Genomic DNA, 26,425 nt, shown 5'->3' on the forward strand with positions numbered 1-26,425 from the left:
GGGAGGCGCCCGCTGGCCGTACAGTCGTCCCGTTCGTGTCCCGTACCCATCCGCATCCAGACAGTCTGCGAGCACCCACAGTGGACGTGCAGAAGAAGCTCGACGAGATCGTCGATACCGTCGGCGGCGCCCGGTCCATGCCCATGTCGGCCTCGTGCGTGGTCAACCGCGCCGAGCTGCTCGCCATGCTCGAAGAGGTGCGCGCGGCGCTGCCGGACTCCCTGGCCCACGCCCAGGAGCTGATCGGCGGCCGGGACCAGATGGTCGAGGAGGCCCACCGGGAGGCCGAGCGGATCATCGAGTCGGCGCACGCCCAGCGCGCCTCGCTGATCTCGGACACCGAGCTGGTGCGGAAGTCCCAGGAGGAGGCCGACCGGATCCTCACCGAGGCCCGCCGGGAGGCCGAGGAGATCCGCGTCGAGGCCGACGACTACGTGGACAGCAAGCTGGCCAACTTCGAGGTCGTGCTCACCAAGACCATCGGCTCGGTCGACCGCGGCCGGGAGAAGCTGCTCGGCCGCGCCCCCGGCGCCGAGGACGGCCTCGGGCAGCCCGAGGAGGGCCCGGAGCGCAGCGCCGACCCGGCCACTCTGCGGCACCGCGCGGACGAGTACGTGGACACCAAGCTGGGGGCCGTCTCCGCGGTCCTCGCCAAGACCCTGGAGGCGGTCGGCCGGGGCCGCCAGAAGCTGCTCGGGGCCCGGCCCGCCGATGAGCTCGGCGCCCATATGGCGGCCCAGGACGAGGCCGGGATGGCCCTGCGGACCACCGACGACGACTATCTGGCGGACCTGGCCCAATCCCAGGCGGACCTCGTCCAGCCCGTCGCCCCGCCCGACCAGGCGGCCGCCGACGCCGCGTACTACGCCGCCACCGCGGCCTACCAGCAGCAGGACGCGTACGGCTACCAGCAGGCGTACGCACAGCAGGACCCGTACGCCGCGCAGGGCGGCTATCAGCAGGACGCCTATGGCTGGCAGCAGCAGGCCCAGGGCTACGATCCGAACGCGGCCTACGTGCCCCAGCAGCCCCAGCAACTGCCCCAGCACCAGCACCAGCAGCAGCAGCCGGGCGCCGCGCTCGACGAGACCAGCCTGTTCGACACGAGCATGATCGACCTCGATCAGCTCCGCCAGTACGAGCAGGGCCGCTGAGCGCTCCGAGGTGAGTGGGGAACCCCTTCTCCACCGGGCGGATTGGGTCTACGGCGGCCCGTCCAGTATCCTGGCTCTTCGGTCGCGCGTACGTCCGCGATCTTGGCTGCCCGTTTCGTAGCGGATCGGGTGGCCCACCGCAGCGTAGAAAGCAGGAAGCCCTGAACGCCCGCCTCGACCATCGCGCCCCTCTCGTGTTCGACACGCGTGAGCTGGGCCGCCGTCCCGGTGCGCTCAAAAGGGTCTCCCGCTCCGTGGTGGCGCCCAAGGACCTCGGCATCGAGGTCATCGGGGTGCGGGAGGGCGCGACGATCGAGCTGGACCTCCGCCTGGAGTCGGTCATGGAAGGGGTGCTTGTCACAGGCACCGCCCGTGCGCCGCTCACGGGGGAGTGCGTAAGGTGTCTGGAGCCGCTGGAGCGAGAGCTCGAAGTGGACTTCCAGGAGATGTACTCCTACCCCGACGCCGACGACCGGAGCCGCGAAGCGGATACCGGCGACGACGCCGAGGAGGAGGACATGCTCTTCCTCGAGGCCGACCTGTTCGACCTCGAGCCCGTGCTGCGCGACGCGGTGGTGCTCGCACTGCCGTTGCAGCCGGTGTGCCGGGAGGACTGCCCGGGGCTGTGCGCCGACTGCGGTGCGCGGCTCGCGGACGACCCCGGCCACCACCACGAGTCCGCCGACATCCGTTGGGCGGCATTGCAGGGACTCGCCGAGACCATGAGGGACGGCGAGAAGGACAACGCACCCCGCGAGCGCGGGGATGACTCACAGGAGAAGTAGCCGTGGCTGTTCCGAAGCGGAAGATGTCGCGCAGCAACACGCGCCACCGCCGGTCGCAGTGGAAGGCTGCGGTCCCCAACCTGGTGGCGTGCGAGCGCTGCCACGAGCCGAAGCAGCAGCACATCGCGTGCCCGAGCTGCGGCACCTACAACCGCCGCCAGGTCCTCGAGGTCTGATCGGCGGGTGACAGGCTCTATGTCAGACGCCACCACGCCCCCGCGCAAGCGCGGTGAAGCGGCCCAGGCGGACACGGCCTCGTCTCACACGATCCTGGAAGGGCGGCTCGGGTACCAGCTCGAGTCCGCCCTTCTGGTGCGTGCGCTGACCCACCGCTCCTTCGCGTACGAGAACGGCGGGCTGCCCACCAACGAGCGGCTGGAATTCCTCGGGGATTCGGTGCTCGGCCTGGTGGTCACCGACACGCTGTACCGCATCCACCCCGACCTGCCCGAGGGCCAGCTGGCCAAGCTGCGGGCCGCGGTGGTCAACTCGCGCGCGCTCGCGGAGGTGGGCCGCGGCCTCGACCTCGGCGCCTTCATCCGGCTCGGCCGGGGCGAAGAGGGCACCGGCGGCAGGGACAAGGCTTCCATCCTCGCCGACACCCTTGAAGCGGTGATCGGCGCGGTCTATCTCGACCGGGGGCTCGACGCCGCCGCGGAGCTGGTCCACCGGCTCTTCGACCCGCTCATCGAGAAGTCCTCGAACCTCGGCGCGGGCCTGGACTGGAAGACCAGCCTCCAGGAGCTGACCGCCACCGAAGGGCTCGGGGTCCCTGAGTACCTGGTCTCCGAGACCGGTCCCGACCACGAGAAGACCTTCACGGCTGCCGCCCGCGTCGGTGGTGTCGCGTACGGCACCGGCACCGGCCGCAGCAAGAAGGAAGCCGAGCAGCAGGCGGCCGAGGCCGCCTGGCGCGCCATCCGCGCGGCTGCCGACGAGGCCCAGGCGAAGGCCAAGGCGGCCGACGCCGGTACCGCGGGCACGGCGGCGGACGGCGGAGCCGCCGCCGACACGGCCTCCCCGGCACGCTGATCGGCCTTCCCGACCCGCACCGTCCAGCACGTCCGTAACGCCTCTCACCGCCCCCGCGGCGGACGGCCCGCCCCGGGCCGTTCCGCCCGGGGGCGGTGAGGGCTCGAAGGCTCAAGGAGGCCCCCGTTGCCCGAGCTGCCCGAGGTCGAGGTGGTCCGCCGCGGACTGGAGCGCTGGGTCAGCGGCCGTACGGTCGCCGAGGTCCAGGTGCTGCACCCCCGCGCGGTCCGCCGCCACCTCGGTGGCGCGGAGGACTTCGCGGCCCGACTCCGGGGCCGCCGCGCCGGGACCGTCCGGCGCCGCGGCAAGTACCTGTGGCTGCCGTTCGACGACGGCGCGCCCGCCGAGTCCGTCCTGGCCCACCTCGGGATGAGCGGGCAGCTGCTGGTCCAGCCGGCCGAGGCGCCCGACGAGAAGCATCTGCGCATCCGGGTCCGCTTCGCCGACGACGCGGGCACCGAGCTGCGCTTCGTCGATCAGCGCACCTTCGGCGGGCTCTCGCTGCACGACACCGTCCCCGGCGACCTGGAGGGGCTGCCGGACGCCATCGCGCATATCGCCCGCGACCCGCTGGACCCCGCCTTCGACGAGGCCGCGTTCCACCTCGCGCTGCGCCGCCGCCGCACCACCATCAAGCGCGCGCTGCTGGACCAGTCGCTGATCAGCGGGGTCGGCAACATCTACGCCGACGAGGCGCTGTGGCGCGCCCGGCTGCACTACGACCGGCCCACGGCCACCCTCGCCCGGCCGCGCGCCGCCGAACTCCTGGACCATGTGCGCGAGGTGATGACCGCCGCGCTCGCCGTCGGCGGCACCAGTTTCGACAGCCTCTATGTGAACGTGAACGGCGAGTCGGGGTACTTCGAGCGCTCCCTGGACGCCTACGGCCGGGAGGACGAGCCCTGCCGCCGCTGTGGCACCGCGATGCGCCGCCGCCCCTGGATGAACCGCTCCAGCTACTTCTGCCCGCGCTGTCAGCGCCCGCCGCGCCCGGCCACCACGGGGGCCCGCCCGGCGTCCGGCGCGGCCGCCGCCTCGCCGCTCCCGGCGCGCGTGGTGTCGTAGCGCTCCCGGGCCGTCAGCACCTCGGGCATCCGGTCCTCGACCAGGTGGATAAGGGCCAGCAGCCGCTCGGCGACCGCGCTGCCCAGCGGGGTCAGCCGGTAGTCCACCCGGGGCGGGTTGGTCGGCTGCGCCTCGCGGTGCACCAGACCGTCGCGCTCCAGCGCGTGCAGCGTCTGGGACAGCATCTTCTCGCTGACGCCGTCGACCCGCCGCCGCAGTTCGTTGAAGCGGAAGGTGCTGTCGTGGAGCGCGCTCAGGATGAGGCCGCCCCATTTGCCGGTGACGTGCTCCAGCGTGCCGCGTGAGGGGCAGGCGCGGGCGAACACGTCGAAGGCCAGGTTCTCCGTGTCCACCTCGGTGGACTCCCCGCCAGTGCGTTCACTGTCCATACCCACACCATACGCGCACTCAGCGCTGACTCCAGGGTCGCGCTTTCGGCTGGTGAGTGTGCTGCTCGTACGGGCATGAGGAAGCCCGGGGCGCCTTCGTACGCCCCGGGCTTTCATACCTGGCCGGATGCGGAGGCCCGCTCGGGGGCTCCGCTCGGTGGCTCAGTAGCCGAAGTCCTGGGTCCACCAGGGGCCGCCGTCGCCGAAGTGCGCGCCGACGCCCAGTCGCTTGAACGAGCAGTTGAGGATGTTGGCGCGATGGCCGGAGCTGTTCATCCAGGAGTCCATCACGGACTGTGCGTCCGACTGGCCGCGGGCGATGTTCTCCCCGCCCAGGTCCAGGATGCCCGCGCCCTCGGCGCGCTCCCAGGGGCTGTCGCCGTCGGGGTTGATGTGGTCGAAGAACTGTCGCAGGGACATGTCCTCGCTGAAGTCCTCTGCCAGCTGGGCGAGTTTGGAGTCGGCCGTCACGGGGTCGCAGCCGACCTTCTTGCGCTCTTTGTTGACGAGGGTGAGGACTTCGGCCTCCGAGGCGGCCTCGGGTCCGGCCGAATTCGCCGGGGGTTCGGGAGCGGTCGGCTCCGTCGAGGGCGTCCGCGACGGCTTGCCGTGCCCGCCGCCGTTCGCGCCGCCCTTGCCGTTGCTGTTGTCGCTTCCCTTGCCCTTGCCGTTTCCGCCGGGCCGGTCGTTCCCGGAGGGCTGGGAGGGCCCGGGCTGCTCCGGCGGGGTGGTGGAGGGCGTCTCAGAGGGCTTGGCGGGGGTCTTGGGGGGAGTTGTGGAGGGTGCGTGAGTCCGATCGTCACCACGGCTGGGCGGCACCGTGCCACGATCGGTGGGGGTCGCGGACTGCGAGCCCTGTGTCTCCAGGCCGGAGTCCGAGGGACCGCCCGCCTGGACCTGTCCGGCGGAGTCATTGCCCCCGCCGAGTTCGTAGCCGTTCGGACCGAGTCCGGAGGCCATCGCCACGGCGCCGACCGCGACAGCGGCGGATACGCCCAACAGTCCGGTCCGGACCGGAGCGAGGGGGCTCCGGTGCGGTCCCCGGTGGCGGCCTGCGGCGGCCACCTGCGCCGGGGTACCGGGGGCAGATCGTCGATGGCGGCCCATCTCCTGCCTTCCTTGTGTGCTCGGCGTCAAAAGTCGCTCTAAATGTGTCACTCGTGTGCGCGAGCCATGTATCACTCGTGTGGGTGAGTCCTGTTGAGCCGGGACTGTACGCCATTCGGGCCCCAACGCGCCTGCCCACTGGGCAATTCGATGGTTTAGCGGCTGCTCGGACGGGGGGTTAGCGTGCGCATATGAACGAAAGAGTCCGCCTCACCGTGTGGGTCCGCGGCCGCGTCCAGGGCGTCGGCTTCCGCTGGTACACCCGGGCCAACGCACTGCGCATCGGGGGCCTCGTCGGCTTCGCGTCCAATCTCGCCGACGGGCGGGTGCAGGTGGTCGCGGAGGGCCCGCGTGCGGAGTGCGAACAATTGCTCGAATGGCTCCGGGACGGCGACACGCCCGGGAAAGTCGAGGGAATCACCGAGATCTGGGACACACCGCGCGGCGGCTACGACGCCTTCGAGATCCGTTGATCAACTCACCGGAGACGCTCTCCGCGGCCCCCTCTGACCACGCCTTCCCTGCGCACGGTGAGCAGAAATCGGCTGATGGTTGCCAACGGGGCCGCGCCATGGAAGGCTGCGGAGTCACGAAAGATCCCCGACCGCGCTGGGTCATCTGGAGAGGGGCGGGACCGTCCGCCGTCAGTGTGCTCTCGGCCCCTGCGGGCCCGTCGGCGTGTGATCGTGTTGACCCTCAAACCAATTGGTGAGACGCTGGAAGCCCCGCGCACCTTAACTGTTTGCCGCGCAGCACGGTAGTAATTTCGGCAGGCAGCGCGGGTGCAAATCCCTCACGACCCACACCGCTTCGGTCGGTCACTCAGTGTGGAGGACCATCCATCATGGCAAAGGCGCTTCTCGGTTACGTCGGCGGTTCCGACCCCCGAGTCCTCGCCGAGATGCGACGGCTTCAGCAGCGCGTCCAGGACCTTGAATCCGAGATCGTCCGGATTCAGGCCGAGAACGACGCGCTGTCCGCCGCCGCTCGTCACGGCGACTCGCTGCTCGAAAGCATCGACGTATCCCAGGCGGAGCCTGCGCTCGCCTGACCCAGCCCCAGGGCCGGTCGGGCTGCATCGTCAGCCGCTTGAGAATCTTCAAGGGACGCTTCGGCGTCCCTTCGTCGTATCCCCAGTGTGCCTCCGAGCCACCCTTACCGACTGATGTGCCCCTCTCTTCCGGCGGTGAAACCGATCATTGCTGAAACAGAGAAAAAGCCGGGGCGGGTGCGCCGCGCCACCGTCATGGGACGGTGCGGGAGGAAGCACGGCGGGTAGAGTCCAAAGGCGTGCATCTCAAGAGCCTGACCCTGCGAGGGTTCAAATCCTTCGCCTCCGCCACGACGCTCCGGTTCGAGCCGGGCATCACCTGCGTCGTCGGCCCCAATGGCTCGGGCAAGTCCAATGTCGTGGACGCCCTTTCGTGGGTCATGGGCGAACAGGGTGCCAAGTCCCTGCGCGGCGGCAAGATGGAGGACGTCATCTTCGCCGGGACCACCGGCCGTCCCCCGCTCGGCCGCGCCGAGGTCTCGCTCACCATCGACAACGCCGATGGCGCGCTGCCCATCGACTACGCCGAAGTCACCATCACGCGGATCATGTTCCGCAACGGCGGCAGCGAGTACCAGCTCAACGGGGACACCTGCCGGCTGCTGGACATCCAGGAACTGCTCTCCGACTCCGGCATCGGCCGTGAGATGCACGTCATCGTCGGTCAGGGTCAGCTCGACGGGGTGCTGCACGCCGACCCGACCGGCCGCCGCGCCTTCATCGAGGAGGCCGCGGGCGTCCTCAAACACCGCAAGCGCAAGGAGAAGGCGCTGCGGAAGCTGGACGCGATGCAGGCCAACCTCGCCCGCGTCCAGGACCTCACCGACGAGCTGCGCCGCCAGCTCAAACCGCTCGGCCGGCAGGCCGCGGTGGCCCGGCGGGCCGCCGTCATCCAGGCCGACCTGCGCGACGCCCGGCTGCGGCTGCTCGCCGACGACCTGGTGACCCTGCGCGAGGCGCTGCGCGCCGAGGTCGCCGACGAGGCCGAGCTCAAGCGGCGCAAGGAGGCCGCCGAGACCGATCTGCGCGCCGCGCAGCAGCGCGAGGCGGCGCTGGAGGAGCAGGTGCGGCGGCTCGCGCCCCGGCTCCGGGACGCCCAGCAGACCTGGTACGAGCTCTCCCAGCTCGCCGAGCGGGTGCGCGGCACGATCAGCCTGGCGGACGCCCGGGTCAAGAGCGCCACCTCCGCCCCCGGGGAGGAGCGGCGCGGCCGCGACCCCGAGGACATGGAACGCGAGGCGGCCCGCATCCGGGAGCAGGAGGCCGAGCTGGAGGCCGCCCTGGAGGCGGCGAGCCGGGCGCTGGACGACACCGTGGAGCACCGGGCCGAGCTCGAGCGGAGCCTGGCCGAGGAGGAGCGCCGGCTCAAGGACGTGGCCCGCGCCATCGCCGACCGCCGCGAAGGGCTCGCCCGGCTCCAGGGCCAGGTGAACGCCGCGCGCGGCCGGGCCGGTTCGGCCCGCGCCGAGATCGAGCGGCTGGCCGCGTCCCGCGACGAGGCACAGACCCGGGCGGTCGCCGCACAGGAGGAGTACGAGCAGCTCAAGGCGGAGGTCGACGGACTCGACGCGGACGACGCGGAGTTGGCGGAGCGCCACGAGGCCGCGAAGCGTGAGCTCGCCGAGGCGGAGGCCGCGCTGAGCGCGGCCCGCGAGGCGGCGACGGCCGCCGAACGCGAGCGCGCGGCCACCTCCGCCCGGCATGACGCCCTCGCCCTCGGCTTGCGCCGTAAGGACGGCACGGGCGCCCTTATGGCAGCCGCCGACCGCCTCGGCGGACTCCTGGGCCCCGCCGCCGAACTCCTCACCGTGACCCCGGGCTTCGAGGTCCCGGTCGCCACGGCCCTGGGCGCCGCCGCCGACGCGATCGCCGTCAGCGGCCCCCACGCGGCCGCCGAGGCGATCCGCCTCCTGCGCGCCGACGACGCCGGCCGCGCCGCCCTGCTGCTGACGACGCCAGCGGCGGAGAAGCCGCCGTCGGCCGACCTCGCGGAGCCCTCGGCCACCACCCTGGCGGAGTCCCCGTCCGCCGCCTCGGACCCGGGCAGCTCCGGCGAGCCAGCGCCCGGGGGCACCCACGTGCCGGGCACGCGCGCCGAGGGGGCCGCGCGGAGCGAGCCGGACCAGGGGCCCGCACCGCGACCGACGGCCACCCCGGCGGCGCCCCGCGCTCTCGTTGGCACGTTCGAGCCAGGCGCGGCACCGGACGCGAACGCCGAAACGCCCACGGCCGGGGCCGGTTCCCCCGCTGCGGAGGGCTCCCCGGAGACGGCTGACGGCGCTGCTGCCGTGCCCGGTACGCGGGTGCCGGGTGCCGATTCCGTGGGCCGAGATGACCCCACGGCCGGGGCTGGTTCACACGCTGGCGCGCCGCAGGGCTCCACCGAGACGGTTGACCGTGCTGCCGCCGTGCCGGTCACACGGTCCCCGGACGGTCCGGTGGCCGAGTCCTACGGCTCCGATGAGGGCCCTCGGCCGGGTGGTGCGTCGGAGCCCGTCGGTCCGGTCACGCCGCAGGCCGTCGCCGATGCTGCGGGGGCGTCTCCCGGCACGGTTGACGGCGCTGCCGCCGTGCCCGGTACGCGGGTGCCGGGGGCCGACTCCGCGGGCCGGGATGGTACCGAGGCCGCGAGCGAGGGGCGCGAGGCCCTTGCGGCGCTCGGCGGCGGGTCGGCCGTGACCGAGGCCGGTGCCGCGGTCGCTGCCGTCGGTGGGGCGGCCGCGGCGGGCGTTTCCGCGCGGGTGCCGCAGCCCGCCGGGGGAGAGGCGGCCGTACCGGGCGTTGGGCCCGGGGACGCGCCGGGCGGGAGGGCCGCGGCCGTCGAAGCGTTGCCGCGGGTGGCGGATTTGGTGGCTGGGCCCGCGGCGCTGCTGCCCGCCGTAAGGCGGTTGCTCGACGGCATGGTGGTGGTCGAGAGCCTGGAGGAGGCCGAGGAACTGCTCGCGCGGCGGCCGGAGTTGACGGCCGTGACCGCCGAGGGCGACCTGCTCGGGGCGCATTTCGCGCAGGGCGGGTCCGCCGGGGCGCCCACGCTGCTGGAGGTGCAGGCGTCCGTCGACGAGGCCGCGGCCGAGCTCGAGCGGCTCGCCGTACGGTGCGAGGAGCTGGCCGGGGCGCAGCGCGCGGCGCAGGAGCGGCGGGCCGAGTGCCTGGCGCTCGTCGAGGAGCTCGCGGGCCGCCGGAGCGCGGCGGACCGGGAGAAGTCGCGGGTCGCGCAGTCGCTGGGCCGGCTGGCCGGGCAGGCGCGCGGGGCCGCCGGGGAGGCCGAGCGGAGCACCGCGGCGGTCGCCAGGGCCGAGGAGGCGCTGGAGCGGGCCACCGAGGAGGCCGAGGAGCTCGCCGAACGGCTGGCCGTGGCGGAGGAGGAGCCGGGTGAGGAGGAGCCCGACACCTCCGTACGGGACCGGCTGGCGGCCGACGGCGCCAACGCCCGGCAGACCGAGATGGAGGCGCGGCTCCAGGTCCGTACGCATGAGGAGCGCGTCAAGGGGCTCGCGGGGCGGGCCGACGCGCTCGACCGGGGCGCGCGCGCCGAGCGCGAGGCCCGGGCACGCGCCGAGCAGCGGCGCGCCCGGCTGCGCCATGAGGCCGAGGTGGCGTCGGCCGTGGCCTCCGGCGCCCGCCAGTTGCTGGCGCATGTCGAGGTGTCGCTGGTACGGGCCGAGCGGGAGCGGGACGCCGCGGAGCGCGCCAAGGCCGAGCGGGAGCGGGAGCTGGACGCCGCCCGCGGCCAGGGGCGTGATCTCAAGGGCGAGCTGGACAAGCTGACCGACTCGGTGCACCGGGGTGAGGTGCTGGGCGCCGAGAAGCGGATGCGGATCGAGCAGCTGGAGACCAAGGCGCTGGAGGAACTGGGCGTCGAACCGGCCGGGCTGATCGCCGAGTACGGCCCCGACCAGCTGGTCCCGCCGTCCCCGCCCGCCGAGGGCGAGGTACTGCCGGAGGATCCTGAGGATCCGCGCAACCAGCCGGTGCGGTACGTAAGGGCGCAGCAGGAGAAGCGGCTGAAGGCCGCGGAGCGCGCGTATCAGCAGCTCGGCAAGGTCAATCCGCTGGCGCTCGAGGAGTTCGCCGCGCTGGAGGAGCGGCATCAGTTCCTGAGCGAGCAGCTGGAGGACCTCAAGAAGACCCGGGCCGATCTCCTCCAGGTGGTCAAGGAGGTCGACGAGCGGGTCGAGCAGGTCTTCACGGAGGCGTACCGGGACACCGCGCGCGAGTTCGAGGGCGTCTTCTCGCGGCTGTTCCCGGGCGGGGAGGGGCGGCTGGTGCTGACCGACCCCGAGAACATGCTGACCACGGGCGTGGATGTGGAGGCCCGGCCGCCGGGCAAGAAGGTCAAGCGGCTGTCGTTGCTGTCGGGTGGTGAGCGCTCGCTGACCGCCGTGGCCCTGCTGGTGTCGATCTTCAAGGCGCGGCCGAGCCCGTTCTATGTGATGGACGAGGTCGAGGCGGCGCTCGACGACACCAATCTCCAGCGGCTGATCCGGATCATGCAGGAGCTCCAGGAGGCTTCCCAGCTGATCGTGATCACTCACCAGAAGCGGACGATGGAGGTCGCCGACGCGCTGTACGGCGTCTCCATGCAGGGTGACGGCGTCTCGAAGGTCATCAGCCAGCGCCTGCGGTGACCGTTTCAATACTTGAAGTCAAGACTTGCTCCCGCATGTCGGCGTGCTGGAGCGATTTCTTCGTCACACCCTATTGACTTCGAAACTTGAAGGAATAGTCTCTGCAACGTTGCTTTTACCTTCAAGTGGTGGTCGATGTCTCGGCAGCGACCGCTGGAAGGGCCAGCCGTCCCCCCACGTCCGGCGCCGTTGCCGGGCGGGCGTCAGGAGTTCACGTTGTCCACCACCGTGCAGGCACAGGGAGCCGAGGGCCGCAAGGCCCAGCCGGATCACCTCGGCCACGTCATCTTCATCACCGCAGCCGCCGCGATGGGCGGCTTTCTCTTCGGCTACGACAGCTCGGTGATCAACGGAGCGGTCGAAGCCATCCGCGGCAAGTACGACATCGGCTCCGCGGCCCTCGCCCAGGTCGTGGCCATCGCCCTGATCGGCTCGGCCATCGGCGCCGCCACCGCCGGCCGGATAGCCGACCGGATCGGCCGGATCCGCGTCATGCAGATCGCCGCCGCCCTCTTCACGATCAGCGCGGTCGGCTCGGCGCTGCCCTTCTCGCTGTGGGACCTGGCCTTCTGGCGGGTGCTCGGCGGCGTCGGCATCGGCATGGCCTCGGTGATCGGCCCGGCCTACATCGCCGAGGTCGCCCCGCCCGCCTACCGCGGCCGGCTCGCCTCGTTCCAGCAGGCCGCGATCGTCGTCGGCATCGCCGTCTCCCAGCTCGTCAACTGGGGCATCCTCAACCTCGCCGACGGCGACCAGCGCGGGCAGATCGCCGGCCTGGAGGCATGGCAGTGGATGCTCGGCGTCATGATCATCCCGGCCGTCCTCTACGGGCTGCTGTCCTTCGCCATCCCCGAGTCGCCCCGCTTCCTGATCTCCGTCGGCCGCACCGCCCAGGCCAAGCAGGTCCTGGAGGAGGTCGAGGGCAAGACCGTGGACCTCGATGTGCGGGTCGCCGAGATCGACCACGCCATGCGCAGCGAGGAGAAGTCGACCTTCAAGGACCTCCTGGGCGGCCGGTTCGGTCTGCTGCCCATCGTCTGGATCGGCATCGGGCTCTCGGTCTTCCAGCAGCTCGTCGGCATCAACGTGGCGTTCTACTACTCCTCGACGCTGTGGCAGTCCGTCGGCGTCGACCCGAGCAGCTCGTTCTTCTACTCCTTCACCACGTCGATCATCAACATCCTCGGCACCGTGATCGCGATGATCTTCGTCGACCGGGTCGGCCGCAAGCCGCTCGCGCTCATCGGCTCCGTGGGAATGGCGGTCTCCCTCTCCCTGGTGGCCTGGGCCTTCTCGGCGCACCTGGTGGACGGCAAGCTGCCGCACGCGGAGGGTGTCCTGGCGCTGATCGCGGCCCACGCCTTCGTGCTGTTCTTCGCCCTCTCGTGGGGTGTGGTGGTCTGGGTCCTGCTCGGCGAGATGTTCCCGAACAAGATCCGCGCCGCCGCCCTCGGCGTCGCCGCCTCCGCCCAGTGGATCGCCAACTGGGCCATCACCGCCAGCTTCCCGAGCCTGTCGGACTGGAACCTGTCGGGTACGTACATCATGTACACGGCCTTCGCCCTGCTCTCGATCCCGTTCATCCTCAAGTGGGTGCCGGAGACCAAGGGCAAGGCGTTGGAGGAGATGGGCTGACCCCCCCGCCGCCCACTCCTCGCAACAGGAGAACTGCCCCGCCTCAGCCCTTTGAGGCGGGGCAGCACTCATCAGTCCTTGAGGCGGGGCAGCACGCGTTCCGCGAACAGCCGCAGGGACCGCCAGCCCTCCTCGACCGGCATCCCGCCGCACAGCGGATGAAGCACCAGACTCGCCATCTCGCCGCCCTCCTCCGCCAGCGCCACGCACTCCTCCGGGGTGACGATGCGGTAGACGCCCTCCTGGCGCAGCGCCGCCACGTCCTCGGCCCGTGAACGCACCGCCGAGCGCACCGTGCCCTGCTGCCAGGACGCGTACCTGCGCGCCTCGTACAGCAGATGGCTGCCGTACTCCTCCCAGGCCCGGTCCGGGTCCTCGGACAGATGCAGTAGCGGGGTGGCCGCCGGGGGCATGAGACACCAGCCCTCGGTGCCGTACTCCTCCCGCCGTGCGTGGTAGTACGCCTCCAGCTCCGGCAGATGCGCGCTGGGGAAGAACGGCAGGCCCAGGCGCGCCGCGCGACGCGCCGCCGCCTGGGAGCTGCCGCCGATCAGCAGCGGCGGATGCGGCCGGGTGTACGGGCGCGGGGTGATCCGGACGGTGCGGCCCCGGTACTCGAAGGGCTCGCCCGTCCAGGCCGCGAGCAGCGTCTCCAGCGCCTCGTCCTGGAGCGCGCCGCGCCGCTTCCAGTCCGTGCCCAGGGCCGCGTACTCCTCCGGCCGGTAGCCGATCCCCGCCACCGTGATCAGCCGCCCGCCACTGGCCAGATCCAGTACGGCGAGGTCCTCGGCGAGCCGCAGCGGGTCGTACAGCGGCGCGATCAGCGCCGAGACGGTGACGGTGATCCGGCGGGTGGCGCCCAGCAGCGTGCCCGCGAAGGCCAGCGGGGCGGGCAGCCAGTTGTCGGGGGACCCGTGGTGTTCCTCGGTCTGGAGGGTGGAGACGCCCCGCTCATCGGCGAAGGCCGCCATCTCCAGCGCGGCGCGGTACCGCTCGGACAGGCCGCGCGGGGTCGCGTCGGGATCGACGAGGTTGAGGCGTACGACCGTGACGGGCATGCGGATGTCCTCCTTCGTCATGGGACGCGGCAGCCGGACCGTATCTGACGGACCGTCAAATCGCTACCGTCATGGCCCGTTCGGCCCACCGCACGGGCACGGCCGGGGCGGATGACTCATGTGCCTGGGACGCGGGGCGGCCCATGGTGAGGGCCGGCCCTCACCATGGGCCACAGCCCGCACACACCCACTGAGGAGGGGCGCGTGACGATCAGCACGGGGGAATCGCTCATCACCGCGGCCGACATCGACGACCTCATCGCCCGGGTCCGGCAGACCGCCGGCGACCCCGGGCCCCTGGAATCCGCCAAGGCCACGCTCTTCTGCGGCGACGGCGACGGCGACGGCGAGGGCGATGGCGCCAGCGCCGGTACCGGTCCCGATCCCCAGGCCGCGCGGCTCATCCGGCAGCGGCTGCTGGTGACCGCCCTCCGCCACGGGGGCGCGCTGCTGGCCAAGCTGCTCAGCCGGCTCAGCCCCCGCGAGACCGCCATGGTGCGCCGCTACGCCCACCGGCTCGCGAACTTCCTCGACACGCTGGAGGTCTGGGCGGCGCAGCCCATCATGCTCGCCCTGATGCGCTTCGGACTGCCTTACGGAGAGGCGGAGACGATCGCGGTGGCCGTACTGCTGCTCGTGGGGTGAGCACCGGAGACCGGCGCCGGCTATGGAAACGGGGGTGCTAGGAGGTCACCGGTTCGGGTGGGCCGGGGCATCCGCGCACTTCACGGCCGCGGTGGCGGGTAGTGCTCGGGGCGAGACACAAGGAGAACGACCATGCGCCCTACCCGAATCCGCACGGCGATCGCCCTCGGCCTGAGCGCCGGGGCCGTCATGTGGACCGCGGCCACCTCCCCAGCCACCGCCTCCTCCCACGCCGCCACGACCGCCGACACCGACTGGCGGGAGGCGGGGCACTACGACACCACCGCGGCCTGCAAACGCGCGGGCAAGGCCGGTGTCGAACGGCACAAGTGGGCGGAGTACAAATGCCGCCCCGGCCGCAACGACAACTACGTCACGCTGTGGGTCAGAGGCAGCGGCTCCGGCGCGGCGCGCGCCCTGACCGCCGGGCCGGCCGCCGGTTGAGATGCGACAGGCCGCACTGCCGAAGGACCGCGCCGTGCGCGCCGCGGGCGGGGTATCGGCACTGATCGTGGTGGTCCTGGCCGGATGGGTGGCCGGGCTGCTGCGGGTCAACGACGAGTGGCTCGCGCTCGCCTACCCCCACCCCCGGGGCGCCACCGTACTGACCAGGGTCGCCGTGGGCGTCCCGGTGCTGGGCGTCGGCGTGCTGCTGCTCGCCGAGCGCTCGGCCCGGCGCTACGGCGGCGTCCTGCTGGTGGCCGGCGGCCTGTGGCTGCTGCCCTCGGCCGCCGCCGGGCTGTTGGGCCTGGCCGACCTGGGCACCACGGGCGCCGTGCTGTCCCTGCTGCTCGCCGCCGCCAAGATGGCCTGCCGCCCGCTGACCGTACTGCTGCTGCCGCTGTGGCTGTTCCCCCGGGGCGGGCGCCGGCGGTGGCAGTGGTGGGTGATCAGTCTGGGCGCGTCCGGCTACTGGCTGGGGTACGCGGGGCTGTGGCTGATCAGCGAGCCCCGGGTGGGCTCCGTGGCCAACCCGGCGTTCTCCACCGCGAGCGGCCAGTGGGCCTTCGACCACCTCGACGCCTACGCCGAGGCCGAACCCTGGGTGCTGCGCAGCGTCGCCGCGGCCGTCACCGCCGCCCTGTGCTGCCGCGCCGCCGTCTCGCGCGGCGCCGAGCGGCGCGACTGGGCGCTGCTGGCCGCCGCCTACCCGGCCTGCGTCTCGCTCCTGTTGTCCCAGTGGGGCGAGGGCGTGCCCACCATCGTGGCCCGTACGGTCGGCAGCGCCGTATGGGCCGCCGCGATCTGCCTCGGCGTCGCCCGCACCGGCATATGGCGGCTGGACCGCTCCACCAGCCACCGTCTCGCCCGCGCCTTCGTGCTCACCTCCCTGGCCGCCGTGGTGGTCTGCGCGGTCGTCGCCGTCCAGGCCGGGCTCCCCTCCGTACGCAGCGGGGCCACGACCATCACCGCCGGATGCGCCCTGGTGCTCGGCTGGGGGCTGCGGCCCAGCGCCCGCAAGCTCACCCTCTGCGTCGAGCGCGTCTTCTACGGGCCCAGGGCCCGCCCGCACGAGGCCGTGAGCGCCCTCGCCGTACGGCTGCAACAGGCCCCGCACCCCGGTGAGGTGCCCCAGCAGATCTGCCGCAGCGCCGTGGAGGACCTCGGCGTCTCGGGCGCCGCCGTCAGCGTCGACACCCGCGCCGGACCCCGGCGGCTGGCCTCCGCGGGGGCCCCGCTGACCGGCCCGGTCCAGACGTATCCGCTGCGCCACCACGGCCGTACCGTCGGACGGCTGGAGGTCTCCCGCGACGGCTCAGGCACCCCCGCCGAACGCGACAGCGGACTGCTCTCCGTCCTCGCCGACCAGGCCGCCCCCGCGCTCGCCGCGCTGCGCCTGGCCGAGGAGGCCCAGGCCGCCCGCGAGCGCTTGGTGCTCGCCCGCGAACAGGAGCGCCGCCGGCTGCGCCGGGAGATCCACGACGGGCTGGGCCCCCAACTGGCCGCCGTAAGGCTGCGCCTGGACATCGCCCAGACCTCCTGCCCGCCCGGCCACCCCGCCACCCCGCAGCTGTGCGAGGCCGCCGAGACGCTTGCCGAGGCCCTGGTCGAGGTGCGCCGGATCACCGCGGGCCTGGCCCCGGCCGCGCTGGCCGACCGCGGACTCGCCGGTGCGGTCCGCGACCTGGCGCACCGGCTGGGCGTCGACGGTTTGCGGGTCAGCGTGGCCAGCCGCCCCGCCGCACTGCCCCCGCTGTCGCCGGGCGTGGAGACGGCCGCGTACCGGATCGCCGCGGAGTCGCTGACCAACGCCGTACGGCACGCACGGGCGCGCCAGGTGCGCGTCGAGCTGACCGCGGGCCCGGACACCCTCGAGGTCAAGGTCACCGACGACGGCAGCGGCCTGCGCGAGACCGCGGTGCCCGGCGTCGGCCTCGCCTCGGTCACCGAACGGGCCGAGGAGATCGGCGGCTCCTGCTCGGTGACCGGATCGGCGACCGGCACGGTGGTCCACGCGGTGCTGCCCCTCGCCGGACCGGGCGAACACGGCAACCCGGAGGAGCACCGGAAGCCGACCGGGCACGAGGCCTGCCGGGCCCTCCTCAAGACCAGCGGATCGATGAGCCGGGCGCCGTGAGGGTTTTGCGCCCCGGCGGGGGCACCTCCCAGCGGTAGCCGGGGGAGACTTTTGCGCCCCGGAGGCGAACCGGGCCTCAAAAAAGAAAGGTGCGAGCGAAGCGTGTCGCAGTGGAGAGTGCTGCTGGTGGACGATCATCCCCTCTTTCGGGAGGGGCTGGCCGCCGCCGTCAATCTCGATGACGCGTTCACCGTCGTCGGCCAGGCGGCCTGCGCGGACGGGGCGATGGCCGAGGCCGTGCGCACCGGCCCGGATCTGGTGATGATGGATCTCGCGCTGCCGGGCCGGTCCGGGCTGGAGGCGACCCGGCGGATCCTGTGCGATCACCCCGAGGTCCGGGTGCTGGTCATGACGATGTCGGAGGACGACGACAGCCTGCTGGCCGCCCTGCGCGCCGGGGCCCGCGGCTATCTGCTCAAGGGCGCGGGCCGGGACGAGATCCTGCGGGCGCTGCACACCGTGGCGCGCGGCGGCGCGGTCTTCAGCCCGCGGATGGCCGAGCGGCTCGGGGCACTGGTCGGCGCGTCGGGTTCGGCGTCCGCGAAGGAGGCGTTCCCGACGCTGACCGCCCGGGAGCTGGAGGTGCTGGATCTGCTCGCGGCCGGGCTCGGCTATCGCCAGATCGCCCAGCGGCTGGTGGTGACGGACAAGACGGTGCGCAATCACGTCGGATCGATCTTCGCCAAGCTCCAGGTGCGCGACCGCGCCCAGGCGATTGTGCGCGCCCGGCAGGCCGGGCTGGGAGGCGAATGACTCGCTCCCCCTCGTGGCTGATACTGGGGGGCGTTATGGAATACCTCATCCTTGCCGTAGTCATCGCTGTGGTCGCGGTCGCCGCGATCAGCGGGCTCGTGATCAGCGGCCGCAAGAAGAAGCGGCTGCCCCCGCCCCCGCCGAGCAGCCCCACCGTCACCGCGCCGCCCGCCGAACCGCACGTCGGTGAGGAGGCCGAAACCCCGCGTGAGGAACCACGCAGAACCATCGAGGAGGTGGATCTCCCGGGCGCCGGGGCCCCGGCCGCGACCGCGGAGGCACCCGCGCCCGAGGCCCCGCCGATCGAGGTCCCGGAGCCGACCGCCGGCCGGCTGGTCCGGCTGCGCGCCCGGCTGTCCCGCTCCCAGAACACTCTGGGCAAGGGCCTGCTGACGCTGCTGTCCCGGGAGCACCTCGACGACGAGACCTGGGAGGAGGTCGAGGACACGCTGCTGACCGCGGACGTCGGTGTGGCGCCGACCCAGGAGCTGGTCGAGCGGCTGCGGGAGCGCGTGAAGGTGCTCGGCACCCGTACGCCCGACGAGCTGCGCGGTCTGCTGCGCGAGGAGCTGCTGCACCTCATCGGCACCGAGGCCGACCGTTCGGTGCACACCGAGAGCGGTGTGGGCGCGAACGGTGAGGAGAAGCCCGGTGTCGTCATGGTCGTCGGAGTCAATGGCACCGGTAAGACGACCACGACCGGCAAGCTGGCCCGGGTGCTCGTGGCCGATGGCAAGTCGGTCGTGCTCGGCGCGGCCGACACCTTCCGCGCCGCGGCCGCCGATCAGCTCCAGACCTGGGGCGAGCGGGTCGGCGCCCGTACGGTCCGGGGGCCGGAGGCCGGCGATCCGGCGTCGGTCGCCTTCGACGCGGTGAAGGAGGGCATCGCCGAGAGCGCGGATGTCGTCCTGATCGACACCGCCGGGCGGCTGCACACCAAGACCGGTCTGATGGACGAGCTGGGCAAGGTCAAGCGGGTCGTGGAGAAGCACGGCGCGGTGGACGAGGTACTGCTGGTCCTGGACGCCACGACCGGGCAGAACGGCCTGGTGCAGGCGCGGGTGTTCGCCGAGGTGGTGGACATCACCGGCATCGTGCTGACGAAGCTGGACGGCACCGCCAAGGGCGGCATCGTGGTGGCGGTCCAGCGCGAGCTGAACGTCCCGGTCAAGCTGGTGGGCCTGGGCGAGGGCGCGGACGATCTCGCGCCGTTCGAGCCGGAGGCGTTCGTCGACGCGCTGATCGGCGGCTGAGGCCGGTGATGGGGGGATCACCCGTATCGCGCCGGACGGGCCGGGGATGAACTCCCGGCCCGTCCGGCGTTTCGCGTAATGACCGGACCGCGGGGAATCAGCCCCCGGCCCGGTGGCTCACATAGGCCAGCGTCCCCAGCACCAGCCGGGCGTGCGGCGGGCGGCCCGCGGTGTCGAGGGTCGGCGGGCGCAGCCAGCGGACCGGTCCTAGCCCGCCGAGGTCCGAGGGCGGGGCGGTGATGTGGTCGCCCGCGCCCAGGCAGCGCAGATCGAGGTCGGCGTCGTCCCACCCCATGCGGTACAGCAGCTCGGGAAGTTCGGCGGCGGCGCCGGGGGCGACGAAGAACTGGGCGCGCCCGTGCGGGGTGGCGGCCACCGGGCCGAGGGGCAGCCCCATCCGCTCCAGCCGGACCAGCGCGTGTCCGCCCGCGTACTCCGAGACCTCCAGGACGTCGAACGAGCGGCCCACGGGCAGCAGTACGGCCGCCCCCGGGACCCGCTCCCACGCGGCCGCGGCGGCGTCCAGGGTGGCGCCTGCCGGGACGCCCGGGGCGAAGGCGAGCGGATGCGCCCCGGGGGAGGGACAGTCCCGGTCACCGCATGAACATTCGTTTCTGCCGCCCCCCGAGCCCCGTGCCGCCCGTGCGCCCGGCACCACGTCCCAGCCCCACAGCCCGGTGTACTCCGCCACCGTCGTGGACTCGGACGTACGGCCGCGGCGCCGTGAGCCGGACCGCATGTCCCGGATGCCGCCGATCGTGAAGCCCATGCCCCCTCCAACGGGTCCCGCTCTCGATGGTTACGAGTCGGAGCGCCGCGATGACGCTCCGTCGCCGATGAGGTGCGGCGGTGTGCGCTCCGATGTGACGGAGGTGGTGAGACGCGACCCGCGCGCCCCCACGTGCACCCCTTCACCTCTTCCCGTCGCCTCGGTGTCAAGTGAATCGTGGGAAACGGCAACCGGGTTCATTCGAAGGGGTGGCGAATGGTGGCGTTTTCGGGAACCGCCTCGCCGGAGGCGTGATCGTAGGATTACTTTCAGTGCACGGTCCCTGGAAGCGGCGCTCGCTCGAATGCGAGCTGACGGCGGGCGGAGTACGGATCGGTACATGCCACTGGCATGAGGCGGTTCCCCGTCCGGACGGTTGATGCGCCGCATCCCGGGGACAACTGACCGTGACAGAAGGCATTCTGGTGGCGGTTCGGGAAGATTCGTGGGATGGGGGCGTTCCGGGTGGACGACGGCGGCGGCGGTGCTGGGAAGCGCCCCAATGCGCAATTGGGGTCGTGGTTCGTGCGCAGCGGCTGGTCGAAGGGGGAGCTGGCGCGCCAAGTGAACCGCAGAGCACGGCAGTTAGGCGCTCATCACATCAGCACGGACACCTCGCGGGTGCGCCGCTGGCTGGACGGCGAGCAGCCCCGTGAGCCGATTCCGCAGATCCTCTCCGAGCTTTTCTCCGAGCGCTTCGGCTGTGTGGTCGGCATCGAGGACCTCGGGCTGCGCGCCGTCCACCGGTCACCGTCCGTATCCGGGGTGGACCTGCCCTGGGCCGGGCCCGAAACGGTCGCGCTGATCGGCGAGTTCTCCCGCAGCGATCTGATGCTGGCCCGCCGCGGCTTCCTCGGCACCTCGCTCTCGCTGTCCGCGGGCCCCGCCCTCATCGAGCCCATGCAGCGCTGGCTGGTGCCCTCGACGAGCGGACAGTCCGGCGGCGCCAGGGCGGCCGACGGCGGGCGCGCGCGCCGGGTCTCCCGGCTCTCCGAGCCCGAGCTGGAGCTGCTGGAGTCCACCATCGTGATGTTCCGCGCCTGGGACGCCCAGTGCGGGGGCGGGCTGCGCCGCAAGGCGGTGGTCGGCCAGCTGCACGAGGTCACCGATTTGCTCCAGGAGCCGCATCCGGACGCGGTCTCCCGGCGGCTGTTCAAGGTCGCGGGCGAGCTCGCCCAGCTGGCCGGGTGGATGAGCTATGACATCGGACTCCAGCCCACCGCGCAGAAGTACTTCGTGCTCGCACTCCACGCCGCCAAGGAGTCCGGCGACCGCCCCCTCGGCTCGTATGTCCTCTCCAGCATGAGCCGCCAGATGATCCATGTCGGGCGGCCCGATGACGCGCTGGAGCTGATCCACCTCGCGCAGTACGGCAGCCGGGAGAACGCCACGCCGCGCACCCAGGCCATGCTGTATGCGATGGAGGCCCGCGCCTACGCCAATATGGGCCAGCCCAGCAAGTGCCACCGCGCGGTGAAGATGGCCGAGGACACCTTCGCCGATTGCGCCGGGGGCGACGGCGACCCGGACTGGATCCGCTTCTTCTCCGAGGCCGAGCTCAACGCGGAGAACGCCCACTCCTACCGCGATCTCGCCTATGTGGCCGGCCGCAGCCCCACCTACGCCAAGATGGCCGACCCGGTGATGCGCAAGGCCGTGCAGCTCTTCGGCCAGGAGACCGAGAACGAGTCCGGCCCCCAGCGTTCGTATGCGCTCAACCTGATCGGCATGGCCACCGTCCACCTTCTTCAAAAGCAGCCCGAGCAGGCCGCCGCGGTCGCCCGCGAGGCGCTGCCGCTCGCCAAGCGGGTGCGCTCGGAGCGGGTCAACAACCGGCTGCGCAAGACCGTGGACACGGCGGTGCGCCAGTTCGGCGACGTGCCGGAGATCACCGATCTCAGTGAGCGGCTGGCCACCCTGATGCCCGACACCCCCGAGACGACGGGTCCCGGCCAGGCCGTCTGAGCGGCCCCGGCGATGATCGCGACACCGTAACGGAGGGCTCCGGCCCGCCCACCGCGGTTCACCGCCACGTAACACTCCCGCGCCCTTCGTCACTGCGGTGAAACATCGGGCGGCATTGGCTGAAACGGCGCTGGGCCAACCTCGAGGCGAATACCGGCCCACCGATGTCCTGCCCGCACGGGCCGTCGCTTCGAGGAGACGTCCACATTGAATGGCGCAAATACAGCGTTCGTCTTGATCAGCGCCGCGCTCGTGATGCTGATGACCCCCGGCCTGGCCTTCTTCTACGGCGGCATGGTGCGGGTGAAGAGCGCCCTGAACATGCTGATGATGTCCTTCATCTCGCTCGGCGTCGTCTCGCTGCTGTGGGTGCTGTTCGGCTACTCGCTCACCTTCGGCGATGACGTCGGCGGCGGGCTGCTGGGCAATCTCGACCACATCGGATTCAAGGGCATCGAGCCGACCTCGCTGTGGGGCGAGAAGCCGGACGCGATCCCGGTCCTGGCCTTCGCGCTCTTCCAGCTGATGTTCGCGGTGATCACCCCCGCGCTGATCAGCGGAGCCGTCGCCGACCGCGTCAAGTTCGGCGCCTGGACGCTCTTCATCGCCGTATGGTCCACGGTCGTCTACTTCCCGGTCGCGCACTGGGTCTGGCAGGCCGACGGCTGGCTGTTCAAGAAGGAGGTCATCGACTTCGCGGGCGGCACGGCGGTCCACATCAACGCGGGCGCCGCGGGCCTCGCGGTGGCCCTGGTGCTCGGCAAGCGCATCGGCTTCAAGAAGGACCCGATGCGCCCGCACAACCTGCCGCTGGTGATGCTCGGCTCCGGTCTGCTGTGGTTCGGCTGGTTCGGCTTCAACGCCGGCTCCGCCCTCGCCGCCAACGGAACCGCCGCCAACATGGCCTTCAACACCCAGATCGCCACCGGCGTCGCCATGCTCGGCTGGCTCGCCTACGAGCGGATCCGGCACGGCGCGTTCACCACCCTGGGCGCCGCCTCCGGCGCGGTCGCGGGCCTGGTCGCCATCACCCCCTCCGGCGCGGCGGTCAACGCCTGGGGCGCCATCGTGATCGGCCTGGTGGCCGGAGTCGTCTGCTCCTGGGCCGTCAGCCTCAAGTACAAGCTGGGCTACGACGACTCGCTCGACGTGGTCGGAGTGCACCTGGTCGGCGGTCTCATCGGCACCCTCCTGGTCGGCGTCCTGGCCACCGACGGTGTCGGCGGCGTGACCCAGCTGGGCAAGCAGGCACTCGGCGCCTTCACGGTGCTGCTCTACTCCTTCGCGGTCTCCTGGATCCTGGCCAAGATCATCCACGTCACCATCGGCTTCCGGGCCAGTGAGGACGACGAGCTCGGCGGCGTCGACCAGGCGTTCCACGCCGAGACCGCCTACGACTTCAGCGCGGTCGGCGGATCCCCGCGTAGTACGGTGCCCGCCGGCCAGGCTGGCGCGTCCGCGCCGCAGAAGCCGCACAACAAGAAGGTGGACGCGTGAAGCTCATCACCGCAGTAGTGAAGCCGCACCGGCTCGACGAGATCAAGGAAGCCCTCCAGGCGTTCGGCGTCCAGGGCCTGACCGTCACCGAGGCCAGCGGCTACGGCCGTCAGCGCGGCCACACCGAGGTCTACCGGGGCGCGGAGTACACCGTCGACCTGGTGCCCAAGGTGCGCATCGAGGTCCTGGTCGAGGACGAGGACGCCGATGACCTCGTCGATGTCGTGGTCAAGGCCGCCCGCACCGGAAAGATCGGGGACGGCAAGGTCTGGAGCGTCCCTGTGGAGACCGCGGTCCGCGTCCGCACCGGGGAGCGCGGCCCGGACGCCCTCTGACCCCTCCGGACCACCAGTGGCACGCGGACAGGGAGCCGAGTTGACGGACAGCCTCGAGACCACGACCCACACCACCGACTCGGGGCCCGGCGGCTACGCGGCGGCGCGGCTGCGACTCCTCCAGGAGGGGTCGCGGTCCGGGCCGCCGCGCCGCACCGCCCTGGCCGACCTCACCGACCAGTGGCTGGCCGCCCTGCTCACCGGCGGTGCGGAGACCGCCGGGATCGAGCGGGGCGTCGCCCTGGTGGCCGTCGGCGGCTACGGACGCGGCGAACTCTCCCCGCGCAGCGACCTCGATGTGCTGCTGCTGCACGACGGCTCCGCCGACCGTTCGGCCCTCGCCGCGCTCGCCGACCACATCTGGTACCCCGTCTGGGACATGGGCCTCGCCCTCGACCACTCCGTGCGCACCCCCGACGAGGCCCGCGGAACCGCGGCTGAGGATCTGAAGGTCCAGCTCGGCCTGCTCGACGCCCGCCACATCGCGGGCGACGCCGCGCTCACCGCCGATCTGCGCACCACCGTCCTCTCCGACTGGCGCGCCCAGGCCCCGCGGCGGCTGCCCGAGCTCCACGCGCTGTGCCAGGAGCGCGCCGAGCGCCACGGAGAGCTCCAGTTCCTGCTCGAACCCGATCTGAAGGAGGCCCGCGGCGGGCTCCGCGACGCCACCGCGCTGCGCGCCATCGCCGCCTCCTGGCTCGCCGACGCCCCGCGCGAGGGCCTCGACGACGCGCGGCGGCGGCTGCTGGACGCCCGCGACGCGCTCCATCTGTCCACCGGCCGCGCCACCGACCGCCTCGCGCTCCAGGAGCAGGACCAGGTCGCGGGCGCCCTCGGGCTGCTGGACGCCGACGCCCTGCTGCGTCAGATCTACGAATCCGCCCGGATCATCTCCTACGCCTCCGATGTCACCTGGCGCGAGGTCGAACGGGTGCTGCGCGCCCGCTCGGCCGCCCGGCCCCGGCTGCGCGCCCTCCTCGGCGGCCGCGGCGGGCGCGGGGGCGCCGGAAGCGGCGCGGACGCGGGGGAGCGCAGCCCGCTCGCCGAGGGCGTGGTGGAGCAGGACGGCGAGGTGGTGCTGGCCCGCGCCGCGCGCCCCGACCGCGACCCCGTGCTCCCTCTGCGGGCCGCCGCGGCCGCCGCCCAGGCCGGACTGCCGCTGTCCCCGCACGCCGTAAGGCGGCTGACCGCCGCCGCCCGGCCGCTGCCCGTGCCGTGGCCGCCCGAGGCCAGGGAGCAGCTGATCACGCTGCTGGGCGCGGGCGAGTCCACCGTCGGAGTGTGGGAGGCCCTGGAGGCCGAGGGGCTGATCACCCGGCTGCTGCCGGACTGGGAGCGGGTGCGCTGCCGTCCGCAGCGCAACCCCGTCCACCGCTGGACCGTGGACCGGCACCTGGTCGAGACCGCGGTCCGGGCCAGCGCCCTCAGCCGCCGGGTCGGCCGCCCCGATCTGCTGCTGATCGCCGCGCTGCTGCACGACATCGGCAAGGGCTGGCCCGGCGACCACTCGGTGGCCGGCGAGACCATCGCCCGCGACGTCGCCGCCCGTATCGGCTTCGACCGCGCGGACGTCGCGGTCCTCGCCACCCTCGTACGCCACCATCTGCTGCTCGTCGAGACCGCCACCCGCCGCGACCTGGACGACCCGGCCACGGTGCGGTCGGTCGCCGAGGCCGTCGGCAGCGCCACCACCCTGGAACTGCTGCACGCCCTCACCGAGGCCGACGCCCTCGCCACCGGCCCCGCGGCCTGGAGCGCCTGGCGCGGCTCCCTCGTCGCCGACCTGGTCAAGCGGGTCTCGGCGGTGCTCGCCGGCGAACCCGCGGACGACTGGTCCACCCCGCAGCACACCACGGCCGAGCAGGAGCGCCTCGCGGTCGAGGCATGGCGCACCGGCGGCCCGGTGCTGGCCCTGCACGCACGCTCCGAGGCGCTGCCGCCGGGCGAAACGGGCCTCCTTACGGACGTCACCGAAGGGCCGCCGGAGGAGGGGGCCACCGGCCCCGAGCCGATCGGCGTGGAACTTCTCATCGCCGTCCCCGACCAGCCCGGCGTCCTCGCCACGGCGGCCGGCGTCCTGGCCCTGCACCGCCTTACGGTGCGCGCGGCGGACCTGCGCGCCGTCGAGCTGCCGTCGGAGCTGGACGCGGCGGGCGCCGTGGGTGGGGTGCTGCTGCTGAGCTGGCGGGTGGCGGCCGAGTACGGCTCGCTGCCCCAGGCCGCCCGGCTCCGGAACGACCTGCTCCGCGCCCTGGACGGCTCGCTCGACATCGTCGCCCGCCTCGCCGAGCGCGAGGCCGCCTACCGCAAGTACCCCCGCCGCCGCGGGGTGCACGCCCCACCACCCCGGGTCACGGTCGCCCCCGGCAGCTCCCAGCTCGCCACCGTGATCGAGGTCCGCGCCCAGGACGCCCCCGGCCTGCTGCACCGCATCGGCCGCGCCCTGGAACACGCCGGCGTCGCGGTCCGCAGCGCCCACGTCTCCACCCTCGGCGCCAACGCGGTGGACGCGTTCTATGTCACAGACGACTCCGGCGCCCCGCTGAAGCCCATGCACGCGGCCGAGGTGGCCCAGGAAGTCGAGCGAGCGCTGACGAGCACACCTGGCGCTTGAGCACGATTCAGCTCATCCGGGCCCATCCCGGCCTCTCCGGCGGGGCTTACCCCAGCCTCTGGGGCTGAGTCTCCGCTCGACCCACCGTGGCCCGAGGGGCGGATCGCCCTGC

The 26,425-nt window shown here is 72.7% G+C and carries 22 protein-coding genes; 18 read left to right on the forward strand and 4 right to left on the reverse strand.

All coding sequences use genetic code 11. The features are described from left to right. Positions 1 to 80 precede the first annotated feature (80 nt). The 5 genes from ACJX2R_RS35690 to mutM all read left to right on the forward strand — a co-directional run bounded on the left by ACJX2R_RS35690 (position 81) and on the right by mutM (position 4,036). A complete protein-coding gene (locus tag ACJX2R_RS35690) occupies positions 81 to 1,154 on the forward strand; it encodes a cell division initiation protein (RefSeq protein WP_413103453.1) in 1,074 nt (357 codons plus the stop codon). Positions 1,155 to 1,348: 194 nt separating this feature from the next. Then, on the forward strand, positions 1,349 to 1,939 hold the full coding sequence (locus ACJX2R_RS35695; protein WP_413103454.1) for a YceD family protein: 591 nt from the start codon (positions 1,349 to 1,351) through the stop codon (positions 1,937 to 1,939). A 2-nt stretch (positions 1,940 to 1,941) separates the two neighbouring features. After that, a complete protein-coding gene (gene rpmF / locus ACJX2R_RS35700) occupies positions 1,942 to 2,115 on the forward strand; it encodes a 50S ribosomal protein L32 (protein ID WP_037948573.1) in 174 nt (57 codons plus the stop codon). 19 nt (positions 2,116 to 2,134) lie between these two features. Further along, positions 2,135 to 2,971 (forward strand): ribonuclease III, encoded by an 837-nt coding sequence (gene rnc, locus ACJX2R_RS35705; protein WP_201850897.1) that lies wholly within the window; start codon positions 2,135 to 2,137, stop codon positions 2,969 to 2,971. 126 nt (positions 2,972 to 3,097) lie between these two features. Beyond that, positions 3,098 to 4,036 carry a bifunctional DNA-formamidopyrimidine glycosylase/DNA-(apurinic or apyrimidinic site) lyase gene (gene mutM / locus ACJX2R_RS35710; protein ID WP_262703885.1) on the forward strand — a complete coding sequence of 313 codons (939 nt, stop codon included), beginning with the start codon at positions 3,098 to 3,100 and terminating at the stop codon, positions 4,034 to 4,036. Here the strand turns inward: mutM and ACJX2R_RS35715 are convergent. Together ACJX2R_RS35715 and ACJX2R_RS35720 are read right to left on the reverse strand one after the other, a co-directional pair. Beyond that, positions 3,946 to 4,425: a winged helix-turn-helix transcriptional regulator gene (locus ACJX2R_RS35715; protein ID WP_413103455.1), complete on the reverse strand. Its 480-nt coding sequence runs from the start codon at positions 4,423 to 4,425 to the stop codon at positions 3,946 to 3,948. The genes mutM and ACJX2R_RS35715 overlap by 91 nt on opposite strands. 162 nt (positions 4,426 to 4,587) lie before the next feature. After that, on the reverse strand, positions 4,588 to 5,532 hold the full coding sequence (locus ACJX2R_RS35720; protein WP_413103456.1) for a CAP domain-containing protein: 945 nt from the start codon (positions 5,530 to 5,532) through the stop codon (positions 4,588 to 4,590). 191 nt (positions 5,533 to 5,723) lie between these two features. On the opposite strand from ACJX2R_RS35720, the gene ACJX2R_RS35725 reads away from it, so the two are divergent. From ACJX2R_RS35725 to ACJX2R_RS35740, 4 genes are all read left to right on the forward strand, one after another. Next, positions 5,724 to 6,005, forward strand: a complete 282-nt coding sequence (locus ACJX2R_RS35725) for an acylphosphatase (protein WP_201850889.1) — start codon at positions 5,724 to 5,726, stop codon at positions 6,003 to 6,005. Between the two features lie 371 nt (positions 6,006 to 6,376). Then, positions 6,377 to 6,583 carry a hypothetical protein gene (locus ACJX2R_RS35730; protein ID WP_037948583.1) on the forward strand — a complete coding sequence of 69 codons (207 nt, stop codon included), beginning with the start codon at positions 6,377 to 6,379 and terminating at the stop codon, positions 6,581 to 6,583. Positions 6,584 to 6,822: 239 nt separating this feature from the next. After that, positions 6,823 to 11,211, forward strand: coding sequence for an AAA family ATPase (locus ACJX2R_RS35735; protein ID WP_413103457.1), 4,389 nt, complete (start codon positions 6,823 to 6,825; stop codon positions 11,209 to 11,211). Between the two features lie 216 nt (positions 11,212 to 11,427). After that, positions 11,428 to 12,846, forward strand: coding sequence for a sugar porter family MFS transporter (locus ACJX2R_RS35740; protein ID WP_413103458.1), 1,419 nt, complete (start codon positions 11,428 to 11,430; stop codon positions 12,844 to 12,846). Positions 12,847 to 12,917: 71 nt separating this feature from the next. Here the strand turns inward: ACJX2R_RS35740 and ACJX2R_RS35745 are convergent, their stop codons facing one another. Beyond that, complete coding sequence (locus tag ACJX2R_RS35745; RefSeq protein WP_262703890.1) at positions 12,918 to 13,904, reverse strand: LLM class flavin-dependent oxidoreductase; 987 nt, start codon at positions 13,902 to 13,904, stop codon at positions 12,918 to 12,920. 204 nt (positions 13,905 to 14,108) lie between these two features. Between ACJX2R_RS35745 and ACJX2R_RS35750 the strand changes: the two genes are divergently transcribed. The 5 genes from ACJX2R_RS35750 to ftsY all read left to right on the forward strand — a co-directional run bounded on the left by ACJX2R_RS35750 (position 14,109) and on the right by ftsY (position 19,133). Further along, positions 14,109 to 14,549: a hypothetical protein gene (locus ACJX2R_RS35750; RefSeq protein ID WP_413103459.1), complete on the forward strand. Its 441-nt coding sequence runs from the start codon at positions 14,109 to 14,111 to the stop codon at positions 14,547 to 14,549. Between the two features lie 132 nt (positions 14,550 to 14,681). Then, complete coding sequence (locus tag ACJX2R_RS35755; RefSeq protein ID WP_413103460.1) at positions 14,682 to 14,993, forward strand: hypothetical protein; 312 nt, start codon at positions 14,682 to 14,684, stop codon at positions 14,991 to 14,993. A gap of 1 nt (position 14,994) precedes the next feature. Further along, positions 14,995 to 17,127: a sensor histidine kinase gene (locus ACJX2R_RS35760; RefSeq protein WP_413103461.1), complete on the forward strand. Its 2,133-nt coding sequence runs from the start codon at positions 14,995 to 14,997 to the stop codon at positions 17,125 to 17,127. Between the two features lie 102 nt (positions 17,128 to 17,229). After that, positions 17,230 to 17,880, forward strand: a complete 651-nt coding sequence (locus tag ACJX2R_RS35765) for a response regulator (protein WP_413103462.1) — start codon at positions 17,230 to 17,232, stop codon at positions 17,878 to 17,880. Between the two features lie 35 nt (positions 17,881 to 17,915). Next, positions 17,916 to 19,133 (forward strand): signal recognition particle-docking protein FtsY, encoded by a 1,218-nt coding sequence (ftsY, locus tag ACJX2R_RS35770; protein ID WP_262703895.1) that lies wholly within the window; start codon positions 17,916 to 17,918, stop codon positions 19,131 to 19,133. 97 nt (positions 19,134 to 19,230) lie between these two features. On the opposite strand, the gene ACJX2R_RS35775 is transcribed toward ftsY, so the two are convergent. Beyond that, entirely contained in the window at positions 19,231 to 19,902 is a 672-nt protein-coding gene (locus ACJX2R_RS35775) for a bifunctional DNA primase/polymerase (protein ID WP_413103463.1), read from the reverse strand. Positions 19,903 to 20,352: 450 nt separating this feature from the next. Between ACJX2R_RS35775 and ACJX2R_RS35780 the strand changes: the two genes are divergently transcribed. From ACJX2R_RS35780 to ACJX2R_RS35795, 4 genes are all read left to right on the forward strand, one after another. Continuing rightward, the gene (locus ACJX2R_RS35780; protein WP_413103464.1) at positions 20,353 to 21,867 is read left to right on the forward strand and encodes a hypothetical protein; all 1,515 of its coding nucleotides are present in this window, start codon (positions 20,353 to 20,355) and stop codon (positions 21,865 to 21,867) included. A gap of 207 nt (positions 21,868 to 22,074) precedes the next feature. Next, positions 22,075 to 23,364 (forward strand): ammonium transporter, encoded by a 1,290-nt coding sequence (locus ACJX2R_RS35785; RefSeq protein WP_262703898.1) that lies wholly within the window; start codon positions 22,075 to 22,077, stop codon positions 23,362 to 23,364. Continuing rightward, positions 23,361 to 23,699, forward strand: coding sequence for a P-II family nitrogen regulator (locus ACJX2R_RS35790; RefSeq protein WP_014055184.1), 339 nt, complete (start codon positions 23,361 to 23,363; stop codon positions 23,697 to 23,699). Before ACJX2R_RS35785 ends, ACJX2R_RS35790 begins: the two co-directional genes overlap by 4 nt. Positions 23,700 to 23,739: 40 nt before the next feature. Continuing rightward, a complete protein-coding gene (locus tag ACJX2R_RS35795; RefSeq protein ID WP_413103465.1) occupies positions 23,740 to 26,313 on the forward strand; it encodes a [protein-PII] uridylyltransferase in 2,574 nt (857 codons plus the stop codon). Positions 26,314 to 26,425: the final 112 nt, after the last annotated feature.

The organism is Streptomyces sp. Inha503 (genome assembly GCF_047215865.1).
GTDB classification, from domain to species: domain Bacteria; phylum Actinomycetota; class Actinomycetes; order Streptomycetales; family Streptomycetaceae; genus Streptomyces; species Streptomyces lycopersici.